We start from the raw sequence: 21494 nt of genomic DNA on the forward strand, positions 1-21494 counted from the left end.
CTTCCTCCTTGCCTTTCCACAGTCTCCGTTAAAGATAGTCGAGACGCTGTGGAACGACATCAGGCAAGCTGAAGCGGCAGATGATTAAGTTGTGAAAAAGGGACCGGCCGCGAAAAAAAGTAGCCCTGCGCCGCCATCGCGGGCGAACAGCAGACCTGCTGCCACTCCTCGGCGGTTTCGACGCCTTCGACGATCACGCCGTTGCAGTAGCGGTTGATCAACGCCAGCAGCATGGAAAAGAGCGCTTTGCCCTCACTGGTTTTACCCAGCAGGATAAACAGCTCGCGCGACAGCTTGATGTAGTCATATTTCAGCTCGGTGAGCGCTGAAAAGTTCGCCATGCCAGAGCCGAAATCATCCAGCCACAGCGGGCCCAGCTCCGGCATCTGCGCGATCATCTCTTCCTGCGGCAGCGCGTGATGCTCGGTCAGCTCGAAGCGCACCCACGGCAGCGCGGTAATCAAACGGCGGATCGGCGCATGCTGCTGGATCGCCATCAGCGTGGGGCCGTCGATATTCACCGAGGCGACGATCTGGTTGTCGCAAAAAAAAGGCTGCCACTCTTTCAGCAGCGTCAGCTGCTCATGGACGACGTGCAGCCGCTGGTTGATCGCCAGCGCCTCAAAGTAGGATTCCGGCGATAGTCGCTTCTCCGGCGCGGTCGGATGCGTTACCGCAGTCAGGATTTCAATTGCCAGCAACCGGCCCGATACCTGGTATATCGGCTGGAAAGTGTAGAATCGTTGGCATTGCTGCCAGAAGAGACGCGCTTCCTGTCGTGGGTTGATGTCAGTTGAAGAAGGTAGCCGATGACTAATATTCTTCATCACCATGGTTTTTTCCTGGTTGTTGGCGAGTGCCATGTGACAACTCAGCGGCAAGTATCGGCTATCGCCAGGATAACTTTATCTACCTTCTGGTCACATAAGACTACAGAGTGTACCAACCGGAATCGGACGCAATCGTGAAAAAAAGCCCGGCTTTGACGGCTAAATTGCCGCTAAGACCCGCTTTTTCTTACTTAAGTGGAATTAAAACGGTGTTTTAAAATCATTGACGTCTGCCATACAGGACGCGAGACTAAGAGACTATTTCACTGCAGGCCAAATACCATGACGCATAAAAAAATAGCCATTATCGGCGAATGCATGATTGAGCTGTCCGAGAAGGGTGAGAACATTAAACGCGGCTTTGGCGGCGACACGCTCAACACCGCGGTCTATCTGGCGCGCCAGGTGGATGAGGCGCAGCTGCACGTTGAGTATGTGACGGCGCTGGGCATCGACTCTTTCAGCGATCAGATGATCGCCGCCTGGCAGCAGGAAAGGGTCAATACCCGCCTGATCCAGCGGCTGGAAAACAAAATGCCCGGCCTGTACGTCATTGAAACTGATGATAAAGGCGAACGCACCTTCTGGTACTGGCGCAGCGACGCCGCCGCGCGCTACTGGCTCGACGCGCCGCAATCCACCGCTGTCGTCGATGAGCTGGCGCATTACGACTATCTCTACCTGAGCGGGATTTCGCTGGCGATCCTGCCCGCCGACAGCCGTGAAAAGCTGATGGCGCTGCTGGATCGCTGCCGCGCCAACGGCGGCCAGGTGATTTTCGACAACAACTATCGTCCGCGCCTGTGGGCGGACAAGGCGAGCGCGCAGCAGGCCTATCAGGCGATGCTGCAGCGCACCGACATCGCTTTTCTGACGCTGGACGACGAACATCTGCTGTGGGGCGAACAGCCGCTAAGCGCGGTGATTGAGCGCACGCGCGCAGCGGGCGCCAGTGAGATCGTGATCAAGCGCGGCGCGGATTCATGTCTGGTGGCGATCGGCGACGATGCGCTGATTGACGTGCCTGCGGTGCGCCTCGATCCGGCGCGTATCGTCGACACGACGGCGGCCGGCGACTCTTTCAGCGCGGGCTATCTGTCGCAGCGCCTGACAGGCGGTTCGCCGCAGGCGTCAGCCGAACGCGGACATCTGACGGCCAGTACGGTGATCCAGCATCGCGGCGCGATTATTCCGCTGGCGGCGATGCCGGCATAACATTCGCCTTCAGGCGGGGCGAATGCGTTGTGACGGTCAGACACGCGGGCGAAAAGGCGTGAAATTTGCCTTAGCGCCCGATAGTTTTCCCCTAATCCTGGTTAGTAGAAAAATTAACTCTGGCGCTAATTTTTACGCGAGCGCCAGGCCGCTTTTTTTTGCCCTGAAGCCCGTCGCCTCTCCTCTCCAGGCATAGTCTGAATCCTGCTCCGCGCCCCGTTTTCGGATGGACGACCGACGTAAAAAAGACCATCTTTTCCTCAACAACAGCAGGACGCTGTTTTATCCGGCCGCGACAAAACAATTACAACACCCCTCGCATCAGGACTGTTTTATGCACACAGAAATTATCAATATCTGGCCGAATGGCGACGCGCCTGGCGCCAGCGATTCGCGCGCGCAGCCGCAGATTGTCGATCTGGCGAAAGAGTATGAGCCCTACGATCGCGCGGCTACCGGCGTTCGCTGCCCGGAAATCGCCCTCTGGTATCCCGAAGAGTCCAACGGCATTACGCTGCTGGTGGCGCCGGGCGGCGGCTATCAGCGCGTGCTAATCGACCGCGAAGGCAGCGCGCTGGCGACCTTTTTCACCGCGATGGGCTACACCCTGGCGGTCATGACCTACCGTCTGCCCTACGACGGCCATCATGAAGGCGCCGACGCGCCGCTGGCCGATGCCCAGCGTGCGGTGCGCGTGCTGCGCGAGCGCGCTCAGCGCGGCCTGAACGGCAAATATATCGTGATGACCGGCTTCGCGGCTGGCGGTCACGTTGCCGCCAGCCTGGGCACGCGCTTCGCCGAAAAAATCTATCCGCTGCAGGACGGCGCAGACAATTTCTCGCCGCGTCCGGATGCGATGGTGCTGGTCTATCCGGTGATCAGCATGCGCGACGGCATCGCCCATGAGAGTTCGCGCACGCGCCTGCTCGGCGCCTGGCCCGATGCGAAAACCATCGAAACCTATTCGCTGGAGACGCGCGTACATGCGCAGACGCCGCCGACGCTGCTGATCCACGCGGCGGATGATGAAACGGTGTCGGTGAACAACAGCATGGCGTTTTTCAGCGCGCTGCGCGAACACAAGGTGCCGGCCGAGCTGCACTTCTACCAGAAAGGCGGCCACGGATTCGGTATCCGCGGCGTGGCGGATTTGCCCCTTGCCAGCTGGCCGATGCTGGTGACCGAGTGGCTCAGAGCAAAAACCTGACGGATCAGGAGGCGGGCGGCGCGCCGTCGCTGGCGCTGCTCTCCTGCGGCGCGGCGTCGGCCGGCGCAGGCGGCGCCATCACCTTATCCCAGATCGCCTGCAGGCTCTTCACGTTGGTTTCCGCTTCGCCTTCCGGCTGCATCAGCACCATCGTCAGCTCCTGCGACAGCTGCTGACGCAGCTCCTGGTTCAGCTGATCGCGCGTCAGGCCGCTCAGAAACGCCTGACGCAGCTTTTGATACTGCTCAGGCGCGATATCCACCACCGCATTCTGCTGCGAGCGCAGACGCTGGCTCATCAGCACGTCGGTGTCGGTGCGCGCATAGGTGGCGAACAGCTTGTTCAGCTCCAGCAGCTTCTGCGCCATCAGCGCATCAAACTCCTCCTGCGGCAGCCCTTTGTCGCGCACCACCGCCAGCTCGCGCGCCACCATATTCAGGCCCGGCTCCAGCGCGTCGTTGCGTCCGTCGAGATTGATCGAACACTGGGCGCGCTGATAGAGCACGCGGCAGTCGAAGCCAACCTGCACATTCTGGGTTTTACTGTCACCCAGCGTGCGCTGCAGATGCCAGAACAGCGCCTCGCGCGCCAGGTCGCTCTGCCAGTAGCGCTGCAGATTTTGCGAATCGCGAATTGGCTGCCAGGCGCTATCCCACACCAGCGCCAGACGATCCTGACTTATCGCGCCGTTCACCAGGTTGATCGGCTGATGCGGCAGCGGCGAGAGGGTCGGCAACGGCGCGGGGCTGCTGCGCTTGCCCGTCAGGGAAGAGAAGGCTTTATTAATCTGCTCCGCCAGGCTGCGGCTCTCGACGTTGCCCACCACGTAAAGCGTCATGGCGTCCGGCGTGTACCACTGCTGATAAAAGGCGTTGAGCGCGTTGAGATCGACCGGCGCGCGCGGCTGCTCGGCGGGGTCGTGCGCCAGCAGCGTCGAGCCTTTCAGGCGATAGCGCCACCAGACGTCCTGGGTGTTGGCGGGCGAGGTGGCGGTGGGATCGGAGGCGCTCAGCGCGGTGCTGACCACCTGCTCATTGATAGACATCTTGCCCGCCGTTGCCGCCAGCCAGTTAAGCGCCTCTTTCAGCAGCTCCGGGCGGTTGTTCGGCAGGCTCAGGTTGTACTGAGTAAAGTCGTAGGAGACGATCGCCGGCGGCAGCGGACGCTGCGGATCCATCGCCTGCTGCCACAGCGCGCGCTGCTGGTTGGTGTCGAGCGCGGCGTTGTGCACCATCGCCAGACGCGGCAGAAGATGGCTGAACCCGCTCTGCTGGGTGGTCTCCACCAGCGAGCCGGTATTGACCACCATGCGCAGTTCAATGCGATCGCTGGGGCGCTGCGGCGTGGTCAGCAGCTGCCAGCTCAATCCGTTATCCAGTTTCCCTTCCTGCCAGGCAGGATCGGGCTGCAACGTTTCGGCATACGCGCCAAAACTGGCGGCCACCCACGCTAGCCCCCCAACCAAAAGCCGAATTCTGGTGCCCTGCATGTGAACCTCTAATCTAAAAGTCGTTATCACTGGCACGTTTCGCCGTTGTAATACGCGGTGAGTTTTTCTCGTTTTAGCCGCGTCGTTTTTCGACAACAGAGTCTTTGACCACGTGAAGGCCAGGATGTCGCGCAACGAAGTGAAAAACCATGAAAAAAATAAGTGGGCATTATTATGCAAATGCCCGCTGTCAGGGCAAGTGACAGCGGGCATTTGGGGGGATTTTGCTGTAAAGCGGTGGTTATGCAGAGGTTTCCGGCAGCTTTTTCGCCCTGGCATTGCCGGAAAGCGTCGCTTTCAGCTGATTTTCATCCAGCTGGCCGACCCACTTCGCCACCACCACCGTCGCCACACCGTTGCCGACCAGGTTAGTTAACGCGCGCGCTTCGGACATAAAGCGGTCAATACCCAGGATCAGCGCCAGACCGGCGACCGGCAGATGGCCCACCGCCGACAGCGTCGCCGCCAGCACGATAAAGCCGCTGCCGGTGACGCCCGCCGCGCCCTTCGACGAGAGCAGCAGCACCACCAGCAGCGTAATCTGGTGGAAGACGTCCATATGCGCGTTGGTGGCCTGCGCGATAAACACCGCCGCCATGGTCAGGTAAATCGAGGTGCCGTCGAGGTTAAAGGAGTAACCGGTCGGGATCACCAGCCCGACCACCGATTTTTTACAGCCCAGCTTCTCCATCTTATCCAGCATGCGCGGCAGCGCGGATTCCGACGAAGAAGTGCCGAGCACGATCAGCAGCTCCTCTTTGATATAGGCGACGAAGCGGAAGATGTTAAAGCCGGCGACGCGGGCGATAAGGCCCAGCACCACCACCACAAACAGCACGCAGGTGATATAGAAGCAGACAATCAGCTGACCGAGCTGCACCAGCGAACCGACGCCATATTTGCCGATGGTGAAGGCCATGGCGCCGAACGCGCCGATTGGGGCGAGGCGCATGATCATATTGATGATGCCGAAGATAACCTTCGAGAAGCTCTCAATAACGTTAAAAATCAGCGTGCCGGTGTTGCCGAGGCGATGCAGCGCGAAGCCGAACAGAATGGCGAACAGCAGCACCTGCAGGATGTTGCCGCTGGCGAAGGCGCCGATGACGCTGCCGGGGATAACGTCGAGCAGGAAGGCGACCACGCCCTGCTGTTCCGCCTGCTGGGCGTACATCGCCACCGCTTTCGCGTCCAGCGTCGCCGGATCGACGTTCATGCCCGCGCCCGGCTGCAGCACGTTGACCACCACCAGGCCGATAATCAGCGCGATGGTGCTGACGATTTCAAAATAGAGCAGCGCGACCGCACCGGTGCGCCCCACCGCTTTCATGCTCTCCATGCCGGCGATGCCGGTCACGACCGTACAGAAAATAACGGGCGCGATGATCATCTTGATCAGTTTGACGAAGCCATCGCCCAGCGGCTTCATTTGCGTGCCTAACTCTGGATAGAAATGGCCGATCAGGACGCCGATGCCGATGGCTAACAGCACCTGAAAATAGAGGCTTTTAAACAGTGAGGTTTTCATAACAGGTGTCCACTACAACAGGGTTGTGAGGTTGTCGTTTTAATGTATCCGCAAGCAACGCGCGCCCCGGCGCTGGCGGTTGGCAAAAAATAACACCCTGTTAACGGGATTAATACAGGCTTACAAAGCTCGAGGGATTTCTGGAAACGCAACTATGAACTGAAACGCTTCAGCAAGACCTTTTGTAACTAAAAAACGCGGAAAATCAACCAATCAGAGCGTTAATCCTGCGAGGCGAGCGGCGGGAGCCAGCGCTGCGTAAAACGATCCAGCGGCAGCGCTTCGGCATAGAGGTAGCCCTGGCCGATATGAATGCCGCGCGCCAGCAGCCAGTCGCGCTGCTCGGCGGTTTCGACCCCTTCGGCGATAACGTCGAGATCGATAATGTCGGCGATGGCCGCCACGATGCGCACCATGGTGTCGTCGTCCGGCAGCGCGGCGACAAAGCTGCGATCCATCTTCAGCTTGTTGACCGGCAGCGACTTGAACTGGTGCAGATAGTTGAGATTGGAGTAGCCCATGCCGAAATCGTCCAGCGCCACCGCGACGCCCGCCGCCTGCAGCGAACGCAGCAGCGCCATCGCCACCTCGGCATCGCCGATCTGCGCGGTTTCGGTAATCTCCAGCACAAAGCTGCCGGGCGCGATATGGTGCCGCTCCAGCAGCCCCTGCAGATGGCTCACCATGCTGGCGTCGCGCAGCTGCACGGCGGAGATATTGACGCTGAGCGGGATGGTGATGCCGCGCGACTGCCAGCCGGCGAGAATGCGGCACGCCTCTTCAAACACCCAGCGCCCGATAGCGGCGATCACCCCGATCTCCTCCGCGCTGGCGATAAACTCTTCCGACAGGCCGTAGCTGCCGTCCGGCATGCGCATGCGCAGCAGCGCCTCCGCGCCGGCCAGCTCGCCGGTCTGCATATTGATCTGCGGCTGCAGAAACAGCCGGAACTGCTCATCCTGCAGCCCCTGCAGAATGTCATGCTCCTGCGTCAGGCGCTTCTGCGCGCGCTCGGTCAGCGCCGCGTCGAAAAACAGGATCTGGTTTTTGCCGAGATGGCGCGCCGACATCATCGCTGAGGTGGCGCGATCGAGCTGCTCGCTGGCGGAGAGGCGCTGCTCGTCGTAGAGCGCCAGGCCGATGCTGGCGTTGGGCCGCAGCTGCAGCTGGTGCAGCGTCACCGGCTGGTTAAGACGGATCATCAGGTTGCGCGCCAGGCGCATGGCGCGAAACGGCGTGCTGGCGCGCTTCATCAGCAGCGCGAAATCGCTCGGGCCGGTCTGCGCCAGCAGCGTATGGTCGTCAACGGTGCCGCGAATTTTTTCCACCAGCGTCAGCATCAGGGTGTCGCGCTGCTCGTCGCTCAGCACGCCATTGGCTTCCTGCAGCGTTTCGATGCGGATCACCATGACGCCGAACCCTTTGCCGTGGCTGCGCAAATGCTGATCCAGCAGCGCGAGGAACAGCGCGCGGTTCGGCAGATCGGTCACGGCGTAGTGGGTGGTCAGACGACTCATCTCATCATGCACCGACTCCAGCACCTGCTGATTGCGGTTGTAGCTGCGGATCAGCATGCCGATCTCGTCGTCGCGGTGGCTGGCGGGCAAGGCGAGCTTGTGGGTCAGGATCGCCTGCGGCGGCAGCTCCTGCAGCTCGCGCGAAATATTGCGCAGCGGGTGCACCACCAGCCGGTTGATGCACCAGCTAATCGCCACCGACAGGATCAGCGCCAGCAGCAGATAGGTGGTGATCATGGTGGAGACGGTGCTGAGGATAAACTGGTAAACGCGCGTGGAGTTGGCCTGCAGCACCAGATAGGCAAGCGGCTTAGGCGAGCCGCTGCTCTCCACCGAATAGAGCGGCAGCGTGATCTGCACCGGCAGCTCGAACAGGCGCGCGATCAGCAGCGGGATTGGCTTTTCGTTTTCGAAACTGGCGTGCAGCGCCTGAAAGGCGTTCGGCAGCACCACGTCGGCGCGCGACAGCACGCCGGCGGGCTTCAGGGTTTGCAGAATGCGCTCGGCCTGGGCGATATCCGCTTTCAGCACCGCCTCAGAGAGCGGCTGACGCACGGTATGCGCGATATTCTCCATCTGCTGGGCATAGTCAATCCTGCGCTGCTGCACAAAATGAAACAGTTGGATGACGATAAACACAGAGACGGTAATCACCGCCACCGCGGATACCGTCGCCATTTGCTTAATCGTAAGTGAACGGCTGACGCGCAAAATCTTCTCCAGGCTAAAAAGCACAGCTATCAGACAGGAAAATGCGCAGCAAGTATATCCTGGAACTCACTTTTTTTACTGCCTGCCAGAGTCCGAGTTTTACGCGTTCCGACAATTATTTGAAATCGGCGTAGGGGATCAGCGGCTCCGGCGGCATATCGAGATCGCCGTCCCAGCCGGCGGCGGAGTAGCGCACGTAGAGCAGCCCGTGGCTGGGGGTGTAGTCCTTCGCCTGCTGAATATCCACGCCCGCGCCGATAAACCAGTGCGGCGTAATGCGACGCTCCACCACGGCCTGCAGGGTATAGCCGACGCCGCCGCCGCTGCTGCTCGCCGAGGTGGGGTTGCTCGCCAGCGTAAAGCCAGGATTCACCGGATAGCGCTGCTGCGCGTCTGTTTTAGAGTGCGACCAGGAGACCGAGCCCCCCAGATCGAACGACCAGTTGTCGGTGCGCTGCCGCCAGGTGACCGGCACGGAAAACGACAGATACTGCTGCGGGCTGTAGTAGCCGCCCTGGCCGAAGGTGTAGTCGCTGAGATCCTTCTGGTAATGCCACAGCATGGAGTTAAGGCCCACGGTGGCGCGGCGGTTATCGCTGTTGATCAGCTTGTAGTAGTAGCCCGCCATCAGCCGCTCGCGGCTGTTGTCCGCGACGTTTTCGCCGGTGATCTGATGCGCGCTGATATCGGCCCAGACGCCGTGCGCGCCGCCGCGATCGTAGCTTAGCCCGACGCTGCCGCCGGTCGCCACCACGCCGCCCCAGGTTTTGCCGCCGTTGGCCGCCGGATCGCGCGCGCCCGCATAGGCGAGCAGCGAGCTGGAGACAGGACGCCGCGAAGCGGTCAGGGTGACGCCGACCTCTTTCACGTCGGTTTTCCAGCTGACGCCGCCGACCCAGTTGGTGACCTCGAACCCGAGCGGCGTGGTGCCGAGATCCGCCGACCAGACGTCGTTGCGCCAGCCGACGCCGAGCGCCGTGCCTTCGTCGCGCTGGTTCGCGTCACGGCTACAGCCGCCTGAGTTGGCGTCGTCACAGCTGCCGAAGGTTTCGTCGAAACTGCCGTTGGTGGTCGAGAAGGTGCCTGCTGACACCTCGACCCGATCGAGCCGGAAGAAGCCGCGCCCGTCGGCAACCGGCGTCTCCGCCTGCAGCATAGTGGTATGCGCGGTGAAATCGGAGACGCCGCCGGTGCCCTTGTTGCGCGAGTAGTCCTGCTCCAGCATCAGCGTGGTGTCCTGCTGGCGATAGAGATCGGCGGCGTCGCTGCGGATGCTGCGCTTCAGCCAGTCGTCTTGCGGATCGTTGCGCGTCAGCCGGCTGACGTTTTTGCTGTCGCCGATGCCGCTGGCGGCCATCGCCTGGCGATAGTCCGCCAGCGCCGCGTCGGGCTGCTGCTGCGCGCGCTCAAGCCGCGCCGCGTCGCGGAACACCAGCGCCTTATCCTGCGACGGTGGCTGCGGCGCGGCGCGCTGTTTAAGACCGGCAAACAGGGCGGCGGCCTGCGTCGCGTCGCCCACCGCCTGCCATGCGAGCGCCACCCGGCGATCGCCGTTCAGGCTCGCCTGCGCGGGCGGCAGCGCCTGCAGCGCCGCGCGCGCCTCGCTGTTGCGCTTCAGCGCCACCAGCGTTTCGATACGTCCCAGCGCCGCGTCGCCGTTGGCGGGGTCGCGTTCAAGCACCTGCTGATACGCCGCCAGCGCCTGCTGCGCGTCGCCGCGCGCCAGCGCCCAGTCGGCCAGCGTCAGGTCGCGTCGGTTAGTGGCGGGCTGCTGGCGCAGCAGCGCGATGGCCTCGCGCTCCTGCCCCGCCGCGCGCAGCGTTTCCGCGCGCGCGAACAGCTTATCCTGCTCCAGCCGCTCGGCCAGCTCGCGCATATTGGGACTCCACTGCGCCTGCGGCAGACGGCGCAGCGTCGCCAGCGCCGCGTCGTCGCGATCGCTGCCGGAAAGATAGAGCGCCGCGGCGTAAAGGGCGGTCGCGTCCTGCGGACGCTGCTGCTGCAGCGCCGCGATCACCCCATCCGCCTGCTGCGTCGCGCCGCCGTTGCGCAGCGCGCCGGCCAGCCGGTAGCTGAGCCAGACGTCGTCCGGCGAGAGCGCCAGCGCCTGACGATATTTCTCCGCCGCCTCTGACCAGCGGCTCTGCTGCGCCAGCGCATCCGCTTCGGCGCGCAGGCTGTCGCTGCGCAGGGATCGTAGCGTATCGGCCAGCGCGCGCTGCTGCGCGGCGGGCAGGCCGTTAATAAACTGCATGGCGCGCGCCGGTGACTGCGTCTGATAGAGCCCCGCCAGGCGGCGCACCGCCGTGGTGTTGCTGCCGTCGAGCCGCAGCGCGCGCTGCCAGAGCTGTTCGGCGCTCTGCGCGTTGTTGCGCGCCAGCGCCACGTCGCCGAGGCCGATCAGCGCGTAGCTGTCGGTGTTATCCAGCGCCTGCGCGTCGCGGTAGTGGCGCTCCGCCCCGCTAAGATCGTGCTGCGCCAGCGCTTTGTCGCCCTCGTCGATGGCCTGCCAGTAGCGGTTGGTCTGCAGCAGCGACTGCCACTTGCCGACCTGGGTGCTCTGCTGTCCGGCCTGAATCGCGCGCTCAAGCCAGAGCACGGCGGCGGCGCGATTGTTGGCGCGCGCCTGTGCCTGACCCATCGCGCCCATCAGCTCCGCATCGTTAGAATTCGCCTTGAGCGCCTCGGTCAGCGCCGCGATGGCGTTGGCGCCGCCGCCCGCGTCCACCAGCGCCAGCCCGCGCATACGCTCGCGGTAGGCGGGATCCGCCAGCAGCGCCTGCTGCTTCGCCAGCATCTCCTCGCCCTGCTTCTGCGCGTCACCCTCAGTGAAAACAGAGAGATAGGCTTTCAGCTGCGCCACGCTGGCGTCGCTGACCGGCTGATTGTTGATCTGTTGCAGCCAGAGTTCCGCGGCGGCGTCGCGTCCGGCGCTGCTGTTGGCCAGCCGCTTCAGCTGCTCAACCGCCTGAGTGGGCTGCTGACGATCGAACGCCATGCGCGCGATCTGCAACTCCACGCCGATATTGCCGGGATAGCGCCGATCCAGCGTCTGCAGCTGGCTATAGGCAACATCCTGCTGGCCGGGAATGCGCGCCAGCAGCCGCCAGTACTCCAGCGCGGTGTTGGCGTCGGGAAAGACGCCGTTGAACAGCGCGTCATAGGCGCTTTTAGCCTCCGCGAGGCGGCCGGAGGTGGCGAGCAGACGCGCCTCCTGCAGCTTTTGCCGTCCGTCGGCGGAGATCAGCGCCAGGCCGACGGCGGATTCACGCGTGGCGGCGTCGTCGGGCGCCACCTTTTTCAGCCGATCCAGCAGCGTCTGCGCGGCGGCGATGTCGCCCTGATGCAGCGCCAGACGCAGACGCGCCGCCAGCACCTGCGGATTATCGGGATCGATCTTCTCCAGCCGGTAGAGCGCCTGCTGCACCAGATCGTATTTGTTGGTCGATTCACCGGTGCGGATCTGCGTCAGCAGCCATTCGACCGGCGAGACTTCCGGTCCGGCGGCGGGCGCAGCCAGACCCGGCAGCGTGCTTAACACGCCGCTCAGCAGCAGGCTGGCCCGCAGCGCACAGGTTTTATTCATCTTCATCGTCAAGCAGACGGCGGCGCGTAATGATACGCATCAGACGCCAGGTCATCAGCGCGAACAGCACCACCACCAGCACGGCGCAGAGCGCCAGCCAGAACGGATGCGTCGCCAGCATTGTCCAGAGCCGCTCCCACCAGGGGAGATGGCCGACGTAATAGTTATCGCCGACCCGCAGGCTGTTGACGCCCGACTCGCGAATAATCGCGGCCGAGCCAAAAATCGCGCCGCGTTTGCCGGTGTCGGTCAACGCGTCGTTCAGCAGCTGCCAGCCGCGCGGGCTGCCATCCGCCAGCAGCGCCACCACGCTGCGCTGGTCGTTAAACGGCGACTGGAAGCCGATGACCGTCGCCAGCGGACCGCGCGACCCAATGGCGGTGGTGCTCTCTACCGCGCGATCGCCGTCGCTAAGGCTGCCGGAATCGATCGCTGGCTGACGCGTCGGGGTGTTTATCCAGCTGGCGGCGGCGTCGACCAGCGCGCTGATCCGGCGGTCATCCTGCAGATCTTTCGGGATGGCGCCGATCATCAGCAGATCGGCGTCCTGATCCTTCGCCTTGCTCCAGTCGTCGGTGAACTGCACTCGCAGCGCCGGATAGCCGGTCTGCGCGCCGATATTGCCCAGCGCGTTGAGCAGCGTGCCGACCTGCTGCGCGTCCGGTTTCGGCTGCACCAGCACCAGCGTCTGCGCCAGATCGGCGTAGCGGCTGAACGGGAAGCCCGCACCGGCCCAGGCGCGCAGCGAAGGCATCTCGATATAGTGACGGTAGCCGGAGAAGTCGATGCTGGAGCTGTCGTCCACCACCACATGATGGCCGACCGGCGTCACGGTTTCGCAGCGGCCGTCAGCCGTGCCGCCGACGAAGGTGTTGGCGTAGTCGAAGTCGAAACGCAGCTGGTTCACCACGCCGAGGCGCAGCGCAGGGATAGTCAGCTGGCGGCTGTTGTCCTGCAGTCCCTGAATCAGCGGAATATGCAGCAGCTGCTGGCCGCCGGTATTTTTCGGCGGCAGCGGATAGTCCTGAATAAACTGGTTGTTCAGATTGACCGCCAGCCGCGAGCCGTCCTGCTGGAACGGCGCGGTGTAGCGATAGCTCAGATCCATATCGATGCCGCGCGCGCGCACCAGAAAGAGGTCGGGCGGCAGGTTAAGCGTCAGGCTAACGGGATTCGGCTGCAGGCCGTCCGCCTGTAGCTGGTTCTCATACTGCGTCAGCTCGGCAAAGGTGGTGCGCCGGTCGGTGCGCACCCAGTTCGGCGCATCGTAGGCTTTGCGCGGCGCCAGCAGCTTCACGCTGTCGATGGTCGAGGTATCGCCGCGCAGCAGCAGCTCGCCCTGCGCGATGCCCTGCACCGCCGTCAGCAGATCCTCATCGTTGCGCCCGAGGATCAGCAGCATTTTTTCATAGGGGTTGTCAGGCTGGCTGACGATCTCCACCGTGGGCTTGCTCACCGGCGGCAGATCCTTGAGAAAATCGGGGCGCGCGTCGTTGGTGGCGAACACCACGGCGTGCTGCTGCTGTGGCAGCTGGTTGTAGAGCACCGGGAAGGTCTGGCCGCGCCAGCCGGTTTTACTGCCGAACCAGGAGGCGAGAATGCCGGCGGCGCGCTGCTGCGCCACGTCAGGCTGCGCGGCGAACACCACCGGCAGCGTCAGCGGGCGCGTGTCGCGCGCGTCGAAGAACGGCTCCGGGAAGTGCGACAGGTCGTTTTTCAGCGGCAGCTTCTGCAGCGTCAAATCGATGCCACTCTCTTTGCCGATATCGAGCCAGATGGCGCTGTTGGCCGGGTTTTCGCATACGTTGGCGTAGTGACCCACCAGCTCGAAGCGCACGCGGTTGAAGTCGCTGATAAAGCGCGGATCGATCGCCAGCTGGGTTTGATTCTCTTTGCCGAGCTGCTCCGGCGTGACGGTAACCAGACCCACCAGCTCGTCGTTGAGGTAGACCTTGAGCTGCGACAGGGTCGGCAGCAGCGCTGGCGAAGGACGATAGCTGAGGTTCAGCAGCGCACGCGTCACCACCTCGTCGCTGCGCACGCCGAACTCGATCTGGCCGTTCGGCTGCGTGCCGCGCAGCGTCATGCTGCCCGGCGGCGGCGCAAGCTGGGTAAAGCTCAGCTGGCTGTCGCGCAGCGGCGCGCCGGGATCCTGCGGCGCGGCCTGAAGCGGCGTCGCCCCGGCGGCGTTCATCGGCGCGCTCTCCTGCGCGGCGGCGCAGCTCAGCGTTGCGGTGCCCAGCAGCAGGGCGGTAAACCAACCGTTTACTCTCGTCATCGTCATATCATCAACTCAATACGTTTTTTGAAGCGGGCGTCCGCCCGATGCCTTGCGGCAACAGCGAGGCCAGCCAGCTCACCCCAGCGGTAAGCAGGTTAAACAGCCGACGTAACTGCGGCGGACCATATTCCGCCAGGCGCAGATAGCCCTTAAAGCCGAGGATCATGATATCGGCGAGGCTTTGCACCGGTTTATCTTCCGGGAAACCGTCCTGCCACAGCGCCCAGGTATCGGCGCGGGCGAAGGTGCACTGGATAAATTCGATATGCTGCTGGGTAGTCAGCTGATGCAGCCGGATGCCGGCGCGCAGGCCGAAGACGCGCTGCACGCGGCAGGGAAAGCTGAACTCCTGCTGGCCGCGGCGCAGCAGCAGCCACACTTTTTCATCTTCCTTCAGGGCGTTCGGTTCGCGCAGCTCGACGCCGACGCCGCCGTCGGAGTAGTCGCGCAGCGTGCAGGGCAGCATATGGCCATCTTCGCGCGCCAGCGCGGCGGGCATGGCGATCTCTACGCGATGCGCTTCGCGGATCTGACGCGCTTCAACGGAGACCGCCACCGCGCCGCCGAGGATCACCATGTTGTAGATCACCCAGACCAGGCTTACCCAGACCGTCAGCACCTCGTTGGCCGGGCCGTTGTGCATGCGCCAGAAGGCCATCGCCACGCCCGCCAGGTTGAGCAGCACCAGGAACATGTAGGGCTTGGTGATCACCCAGTCGAGATGATGCTCCTCGACCAGGCCGCCTTTGGCGGTCACGTTGAATTTGCCCTTGTGCGGATTGAACAGCGCCACGGTGGTGGGTCGGGCGATATACCAGGCCAGCACGGTCTCATACACCTCGCTCCAGAAGGAGTGGCGCCAGCGTCCCTGAATGCGCGAGTTGGTCAGGCTGGTGTGCAGCATATGCGGCAGCACGTAGATGGCGATCGCCAGCGCGGGCGCGTAGATGATGTAGGCGTGGCAGAGCAGAAACGCCAGCGGCGCCAGCAGGAAGATTAGCCGCGGAATGCCGGAGAGAAAATGGAGCATGGCGTTGGCGTAGCAGAGCCGCTGCACCCACTTCAGCCCTTTGCCGAACAGCGGGTTGTCGAGGCGGAAAATCTGCACCATGCCGCGCGCCCAGCGGATGCGCTGGCCGATATGTGCCGACAGGCTTTCGGTCGCCAGTCCCGCCGCCTGCGGAATGCGGATATAGGCAGAGGCGTAGCCGCGACGATGCAGGCGCAGCGAGGTGTGCGCATCTTCCGTCACCGTCTCAACCGCAATGCCGCCGATCTCATCCAGCGCGCTGCGGCGCAGCACGGCGCAGGAGCCGCAAAAGAAGGTGGCGTCCCAGGTGTCGTTGCCATCCTGCACCAGGCCGTAAAACAGCGAGCCCTCATTCGGCGTGCGGCGGAAGCGGCCGAGGTTGCGCTCGAAGGGATCGGGCGAGAAAAAGTGGTGCGGCGTCTGCAGCATCGCCAGCTTCGGATCCTTGATAAACCAGCCGATGGTCATCTGCAGAAAGGCGCGCGTCGGCACGTGGTCGCAGTCAAAAATCGAGACAAATTCGCTGCGGCAGCGGGTTTTCAGCGCGTGGTTGATATTGCCCGCCTTGGCGTGCTCGTGCGTCGGGCGCACCACATAGTTGACCCCGACGCTGGCGGCGAACTCGCGAAACTCTTCGCGGCTGCCGTCGTCGAGCAGATAGATATTCAGCCGATCTTTCGGCCAGTCGATGCCCATCGCCGCATAAATGGTCGGCTTCACCACGCTGAGCGGTTCGTTATAGGTCGGCACCAGCAGGTCGACGCTCGGCCACTGATCGAGCGTGGTGGGCATCGACACCGGCTGGCGGTTAAGCGGCCACAGCGTCTGAAAGTAGCCGAGTACCAGCACCACCCAGGCGTAGGTTTCGGCGGCGATCAGCAGCAGGCCGAAGATCAGGCTGAGCGGATCGTCCCAGTTCAGGGTCGAGGTATAGCGCCACCACAGGTAGCGACAGGAGACGGTCAGCGACAGCACGATCAGCATCATGGTGGGAAAGCGGCCCGGCACGCGCCGCACCAGCATCGCCAGGCTCCAGAGCAGCACCACGAAGATAAACTGCGTCATCAGCCCAAACGGCTGGCTGATGCAGAGTAACGCCAGCAGCGAGGCGAACAGCGCCACGCCGACAAACATCAGGCGACGCGCCAGTGGTGACAGGCGCTGGATGCGCTGTTCGAGGCGTGCGTCGACATTGCCCGTCTGCGCCCGTGCAGCGAGCGCGTCGAGCCACTGATAGCCGCGCTGACGCCAGCTGAACAGGGTGTGAAAGCCCTGAAAACGCTTGCGCTCGCTGCGGCCGCTGTCGTCCAGCGGCAGGATCACCACCAGCCACAGGCTCTGGATCAGGTAGCGCAGGATATCCAGCGGGCGCGGCCGCTCCGGCGAAATATGGGGATAGAGGCGACGCCGATCCTGAATGACGCGCTGCCAGCCTGGAGTTTCAAACCGCAGCAGCGTCCAGCCCAGCGCGCACCAGAAAAGATGGAGGCCGCTGGCGAAGGCGGAGGCGCCGTTTTCGCGCGCCGTGGCGTAGCGCAGGCGTAGCGCCTGCCAGACCGGCGCGGTCAGCAGCCAGCGCAGCGGGTTCACGGGCGCTCTCCATTCAGGTGCAGCAGCAGCCAGCTCGCCAGCGTGGTGACCTCTTCGCTGACCAGCGCGTGCGGCCGATACTCGCCAACCGGCTGCTTCATCATCAGCGCTTCCGCCAGCGCTTCGTCGCGATGGATCAGCAGCGGGATAAGGTTATTCAGCGAGGCGACCCACAGCTGGTGAATATCCTGCTGCAGGCGGCTATTGGCGTTGAACTGGTTGACGAGAAAGCGGGTGCGCGGCGAAAAGTGCTGCTGATGCAGACGCAGATGCGCGTTGGCGTCCGGTGTCAGCACGCGCAGCACGCCGTCGAGGTGGCTATCGAGCGCATCATGCCAGGGCAGCCACTCGGCAGAGAGATCGAAAATCACCCACTGATAGCGGCGTTTCAGATCCGCTAACGCGTCGAGAAGCGGCGCGGCGGCGGCGCGATCCTGAAGCAGCACAGTAAAGCGCTGCTGATGAGAAAGCGCACCGTGGGGCAGCAGATCAGGGCCGTTCGGATAGCGCAGCGCGGCCGACTGCCAGGCGTCGCCGTTGCACAGCGCCTGCATCCAGCCGCTTTCCGGCGACGCGGGCGTGTTGAAGTGGGCGCCGAGCTGGCTCGCCGGCGATCCGTCGACCAGCAGCACGCTTTCGCCCAGCGTGGTCAGCGCCCAGCCGAGCGCCGCGCAGAGAGAGGTTGCGCCCGTGCCGCCGCGTACGCCTTGCAGCGCGATCAGCGGCATTAGCGCAGACGTCCCGGCTGCTTAGCGGCCGTTTCGGCTAACAGCGGCCAGCGCGCGACGATGTTCGCCAGACGTTCTTCACGGGCGATATCGATATAGCGAAAAGCCTGCAGAGAAAAAGCATCGCGCAACGCGCTAATATCATCCTGAGGTTCGCCGTCGGACGCGACCAGCGTGTAAGCATTTTCATTTTTCATTACTTTTCGCCACGGATAAAACAACGTCGGATAAAAGGCGGTTATATTGGTATGGACATTAAATTCATTTTACCGAATCGGCGCGATGATAGATCAATGTGAACCCGCCTGTCATAACGTATTTTTTAAATTTCTCAGGTTGCATCCTGTCCCGTCTATAATAAGCTAGCCTGGACTGAACAAATCGCGAATTCAATATGAAAAATTCCTTTGCGCTGGGGCTGCTGCAGGTTCAGCCTGAATTAACGGCATTGCAAACTCCTGGCTGTTATTGGGTGACCTGCGCACGTCAGGAAGATGCCCGCACGTTTATTCGCCAGGCCGTCATGGCGCAGCAATCCGTCACGCTGATTAGCGCTGATGAGAAGCCACGCGACCTGCTGACCCCGGACCCTGCCGAGGGGCCAAATCGTATCCCGCTGTTTTCCCTCTCAAAAAGCAAGAACAGCCTGCTGCGTCTGGAGACCGACTTTCTTCGCACGCTGAGCAGCAAAAGCGGGCTGGTCATTTTTAACAGCAGCGCGGCGCAGTGGGACAAGCTGAACGAGGCAGAGCTGACCGACTGGATAAAGCGCATGCGTCGGGTGCTGAATAAAAAGCAGCTGACGCTGTTAATGGTCACCTCCGGCGCGACGATAATTAACCTGCGTAATAATCTTCAGCGTTATTTTCGCCAGCTGGACGGCGTCGCCCATTTAGCATTTCAACAAGATAGCTGGCAGTATCGAATTAACTGGTGGTATGACGCCGACAGGCTGCTGGCCGACCGCGCAATTCGCCTCGTCTGCAAAGACGATCGTTTTTATGCGGAAACTGAAAATGAAAAGCAGGAGCCGCTCAGCCTTAACGACGAGCAACATTATCTGGCGGATAAAATAGTACTGGAAGGCGCTCCGCCGCTCTCGCGCCAGTGGCAACTCTTTGATGACAATGAACAGGTCTTTTTCCGCGCGCAGCAGGCCAACGCCGCGACGGTGATTTTCAGCCTGACGCGCAGCGACTATATTGGCGAGCTGGCGAAGATGGTGCACAGCCTGCGCCGCGCGCGCGGCAACGGTTTGAAAATCGTGGTGCGTGAGATGGGCACCAGCCTGCGTTATAGCGACGAACGCCTGTTGATGGCGTGCGGCGTGACCGCCATCGTGCCTGCCAGCGCGGCGATGTCGCGCTTTCTGACCACCCTCGAGGCGGTGCAGGGTCAGGTGTTTAACCGCCGCGTGCCCGCCAGCCTCGATGCACTGACCGCCGCGCTGCAGCCGTTGCAGGAGAAGGGCTACCTGCGCCTCGACGCCTTTTGTCAGGCGGTGGCCCAGCTGATCAGCAATACGCTGCTGCCGGAAAACGACAAAGGGCTACTGGTGGCGCTGCGTCCGGTGCCGCAGCTGAAGCCGCAGCAGATCCTGACCTTATGCAAACCGCGCCGCTTTGGCGATCTGGTGACGGTGCTGGACGACCGCGTGATCCTGTTTCTCTCTTCCTGCCGCTACAACGACCTTGATAAAGCGCTGAAGTTTATCTTTTCACTGTCGCACGACGAGCTGTTCGCCAACCGCATGGTATGGTTTGAGGACAGCCAAATTCTGGCAGAAATCAATAATATAAAAAACCTGACGCCTGTTGCGCTGCAGGATATTACCTCGGCGCCTCAGCCGACGCAGATCGCGGCCGCGCCGGTTGAAGTGCGTGAACGCCAGACGCCGCAGCCCATTACGCTATTACCGGAGGGCACCACACGATGAACCTGATGGACTGGGTGCAGATAGCGCTGTTAGTGTTGCTTATTTTACTGTTTTTAAAGCCGTTATATCGGCAATGGCTGCCGCGCCGCTGGAACGGCATGTTGAACCGCCTGCTGCCCGCGCGTGCGCTGAAGTCTGAAGGTCGCTGGCAGCGTAAATCCTCGAAAACGGATGCAAATCATTAATGAATAACGATCAATCGACTTCTGCCCACTCTTCCCGCCTGTGGTCTTACTGGCGCGGGCTGGGCGGCTGGAACCTCTATTTTTTATTTAAGTTCGGCCTGCTGTGGTACGGCTATCTCAATTTCCACGCGTTGAGCAACCTGGTGTTTCTGGCCTGGCTGCTGTTTCCGCTGCCTTCGCCGCGCCTGCACCGGCTGCGCCACTGGATATCGATTCCGATCGGCTTCGGCCTGTTCTGGCACGACACCTGGCTGCCAGGTCTGGAGAGCATTCTCAGTCAGGGCAATCAGGTGGCGGGCTTCTCCGCCGCCTATCTGCTCGATCTGGTGAATCGCTTTATTAACTGGCAGATGATCGGCGCCGCCTTTGTGCTGCTGGTGCTTTATCTGTTTATTTCGCAGTGGATCCGCGTCACGGTGCTGGTGTCGCTGATGCTGATCTGGCTCAACGTGCTGACCATCGCCGGCCCTGCCCTGTCGCTGCTGCCGACCAAAGCCGCCGCGCCGGAGGTGGCGCTGAACCCGACGCCCGCCGCCAACCCGACCGCCGCCAGCGCACCGGACGGACTCGATCAGTCCGCGCCGCCCACTAGCGCCAACCTGACCGCCTGGCTGAACCGTTTTTACGACAGCGAGCGCAAGCGCGTGACCCATTTTCCCGACAGCTTGCCGGCCGATTCGCAGCCGTTCGATATTCTGGTGGTGAATATCTGTTCCCTGGCCTGGTCGGACGTCGACGTCTCTCAGCTGCGCAGTCATCCGCTGTGGCAGCATTTCGATATCGTGCTCAACAACTACAACTCTGCGACCGGCTACAGCGGCCCGGCGGGCATCCGTCTGCTGCGCGCCAGCTGCGGCCAGACCTCGCACAGCGATCTCTATAAACCGACCGATACGCGCTGCTATCTGTTTGATAATCTGGCAAAGCTGGGCTTTAAACAGCAGCTGATGATGGACCACACCGGGGTGTTTGGTAACTATCTGAAGGAGCTGCGCGAAGATGGCAATATTCAGGCGCCGCTGATGTCGCAGGCCGGCATCGCGCCGGAGCTGACCTCGTTCGACGGCTCGCCGGTGTTTAACGATGCGCAGCTGATGCAGCGCTGGCTGGACGATCGCAGCAAAAGCAGCGACGCGCGCAGCGCCACCTTCTACAACCTGATCCCGCTGCACGACGGCACGCGCGATCTCGGCAGCACCAAAACTGCGCCGTGGAAGCCGCGCGCGCAGGTGCTGTTCGATCAGCTCGACGCCTTCCTGACCAATCTTGAAAAGTCAGGTCGACGCGTGATGGTGCTGGTGGTGCCGGAGCACGGCGCGGCGCTGGAGGGCGACAAGATGCAGATGTCCGGCCTGCGCGATATTCCCAGCCCGAGCATTACCCACGTGCCGGTCGGTATTAAATTTGTCGGCATGAAGGCACCGCATCAGGGCCAGCCGCTAACCATTGACGCGCCGACCAGCCTGCTGGCGGTGTCCGAGCTGGTGTCGCGCGTGGTGGACGGTCAGGTGTTCAACGCGCCGAACGTCAATATGTCGGTGCTGGCGGACAAGCTGCCGCAGACGCTGGTGGTGTCGGAGAATGACAATGCGGTGGTGATGATGTATCAGGGCAAGCCGTGGATCCGGTTGAATGGCGGCGACTGGGTTGCCTACCCGCAG

14 protein-coding genes are annotated in these 21494 nt (G+C 62.4%); 5 read left to right on the top strand and 9 right to left on the bottom strand.

Annotated elements, in window-relative coordinates:
- Positions 1–59: 59 nt before the first annotated feature.
- The gene (pdeH, locus tag B2J69_RS23160; RefSeq protein ID WP_081142792.1) at positions 60–833 is read right to left on the bottom strand and encodes a cyclic-guanylate-specific phosphodiesterase; all 774 of its coding nucleotides are present in this window, start codon (positions 831–833) and stop codon (positions 60–62) included.
- 279 nt (positions 834–1112) lie between these two features.
- Here pdeH and kdgK point away from each other — a divergent pair, with 279 nt between their 5' ends.
- Together kdgK and B2J69_RS23170 are read left to right on the top strand one after the other, a co-directional pair.
- Positions 1113–2045 carry a 2-dehydro-3-deoxygluconokinase gene (gene kdgK, locus B2J69_RS23165; RefSeq protein WP_081142767.1) on the top strand — a complete coding sequence of 311 codons (933 nt, stop codon included), beginning with the start codon at positions 1113–1115 and terminating at the stop codon, positions 2043–2045.
- Positions 2046–2379: 334 nt separating this feature from the next.
- The gene (locus tag B2J69_RS23170) at positions 2380–3252 is read left to right on the top strand and encodes an alpha/beta hydrolase (protein WP_081142795.1); all 873 of its coding nucleotides are present in this window, start codon (positions 2380–2382) and stop codon (positions 3250–3252) included.
- Between the two features lie 4 nt (positions 3253–3256).
- Here the strand turns inward: B2J69_RS23170 and B2J69_RS23175 are convergent, their stop codons facing one another.
- From B2J69_RS23175 to bcsR, 8 genes are all read right to left on the bottom strand, one after another.
- Complete coding sequence (locus tag B2J69_RS23175; RefSeq protein WP_081142769.1) at positions 3257–4741, bottom strand: M16 family metallopeptidase; 1485 nt, start codon at positions 4739–4741, stop codon at positions 3257–3259.
- A 241-nt stretch (positions 4742–4982) separates the two neighbouring features.
- Complete coding sequence (locus B2J69_RS23185) at positions 4983–6269, bottom strand: dicarboxylate/amino acid:cation symporter (RefSeq protein WP_081142771.1); 1287 nt, start codon at positions 6267–6269, stop codon at positions 4983–4985.
- 221 nt (positions 6270–6490) lie between these two features.
- Positions 6491–8497, bottom strand: a complete 2007-nt coding sequence (gene hmsP, locus B2J69_RS23190) for a biofilm formation regulator HmsP (RefSeq protein ID WP_174580932.1) — start codon at positions 8495–8497, stop codon at positions 6491–6493.
- 115 nt (positions 8498–8612) lie between these two features.
- Positions 8613–12083 (bottom strand): cellulose synthase complex outer membrane protein BcsC, encoded by a 3471-nt coding sequence (gene bcsC / locus B2J69_RS23195; protein ID WP_081142774.1) that lies wholly within the window; start codon positions 12081–12083, stop codon positions 8613–8615.
- Entirely contained in the window at positions 12076–14367 is a 2292-nt protein-coding gene (gene bcsB, locus B2J69_RS23200) for a cellulose biosynthesis cyclic di-GMP-binding regulatory protein BcsB (protein WP_081142776.1), read from the bottom strand. The genes bcsC and bcsB overlap by 8 nt, the downstream gene beginning before the upstream one ends.
- Before the next feature lie 4 nt (positions 14368–14371).
- Positions 14372–16984: a UDP-forming cellulose synthase catalytic subunit gene (gene bcsA / locus B2J69_RS23205; RefSeq protein ID WP_081142778.1), complete on the bottom strand. Its 2613-nt coding sequence runs from the start codon at positions 16982–16984 to the stop codon at positions 14372–14374.
- On the bottom strand, positions 16981–17712 hold the full coding sequence (gene bcsQ / locus B2J69_RS23210; protein ID WP_081142780.1) for a cellulose biosynthesis protein BcsQ: 732 nt from the start codon (positions 17710–17712) through the stop codon (positions 16981–16983). Before bcsQ ends, bcsA begins: the two co-directional genes overlap by 4 nt.
- The gene (gene bcsR / locus B2J69_RS23215) at positions 17712–17909 is read right to left on the bottom strand and encodes a cellulose biosynthesis protein BcsR (RefSeq protein ID WP_081142782.1); all 198 of its coding nucleotides are present in this window, start codon (positions 17907–17909) and stop codon (positions 17712–17714) included. The genes bcsQ and bcsR overlap by 1 nt, the downstream gene beginning before the upstream one ends.
- A gap of 197 nt (positions 17910–18106) precedes the next feature.
- Between bcsR and bcsE the strand changes: the two genes are divergently transcribed.
- From bcsE to bcsG, 3 genes are all read left to right on the top strand, one after another.
- Entirely contained in the window at positions 18107–19648 is a 1542-nt protein-coding gene (gene bcsE, locus B2J69_RS23220; protein WP_081142784.1) for a cellulose biosynthesis protein BcsE, read from the top strand.
- On the top strand, positions 19645–19833 hold the full coding sequence (bcsF, locus tag B2J69_RS23225; RefSeq protein WP_081142786.1) for a cellulose biosynthesis protein BcsF: 189 nt from the start codon (positions 19645–19647) through the stop codon (positions 19831–19833). Before bcsE ends, bcsF begins: the two co-directional genes overlap by 4 nt.
- Positions 19833–21494, top strand: a 1662-nt coding sequence (gene bcsG, locus B2J69_RS23230) for a cellulose biosynthesis protein BcsG (RefSeq protein ID WP_081142789.1), incomplete at its 3' end; no start/stop codon positions are given. The genes bcsF and bcsG, both read left to right, overlap by 1 nt.

It is taken from the genome of Pantoea latae (genome assembly GCF_002077695.1).
Lineage (GTDB): Bacteria > Pseudomonadota > Gammaproteobacteria > Enterobacterales > Enterobacteriaceae > Pantoea > Pantoea latae.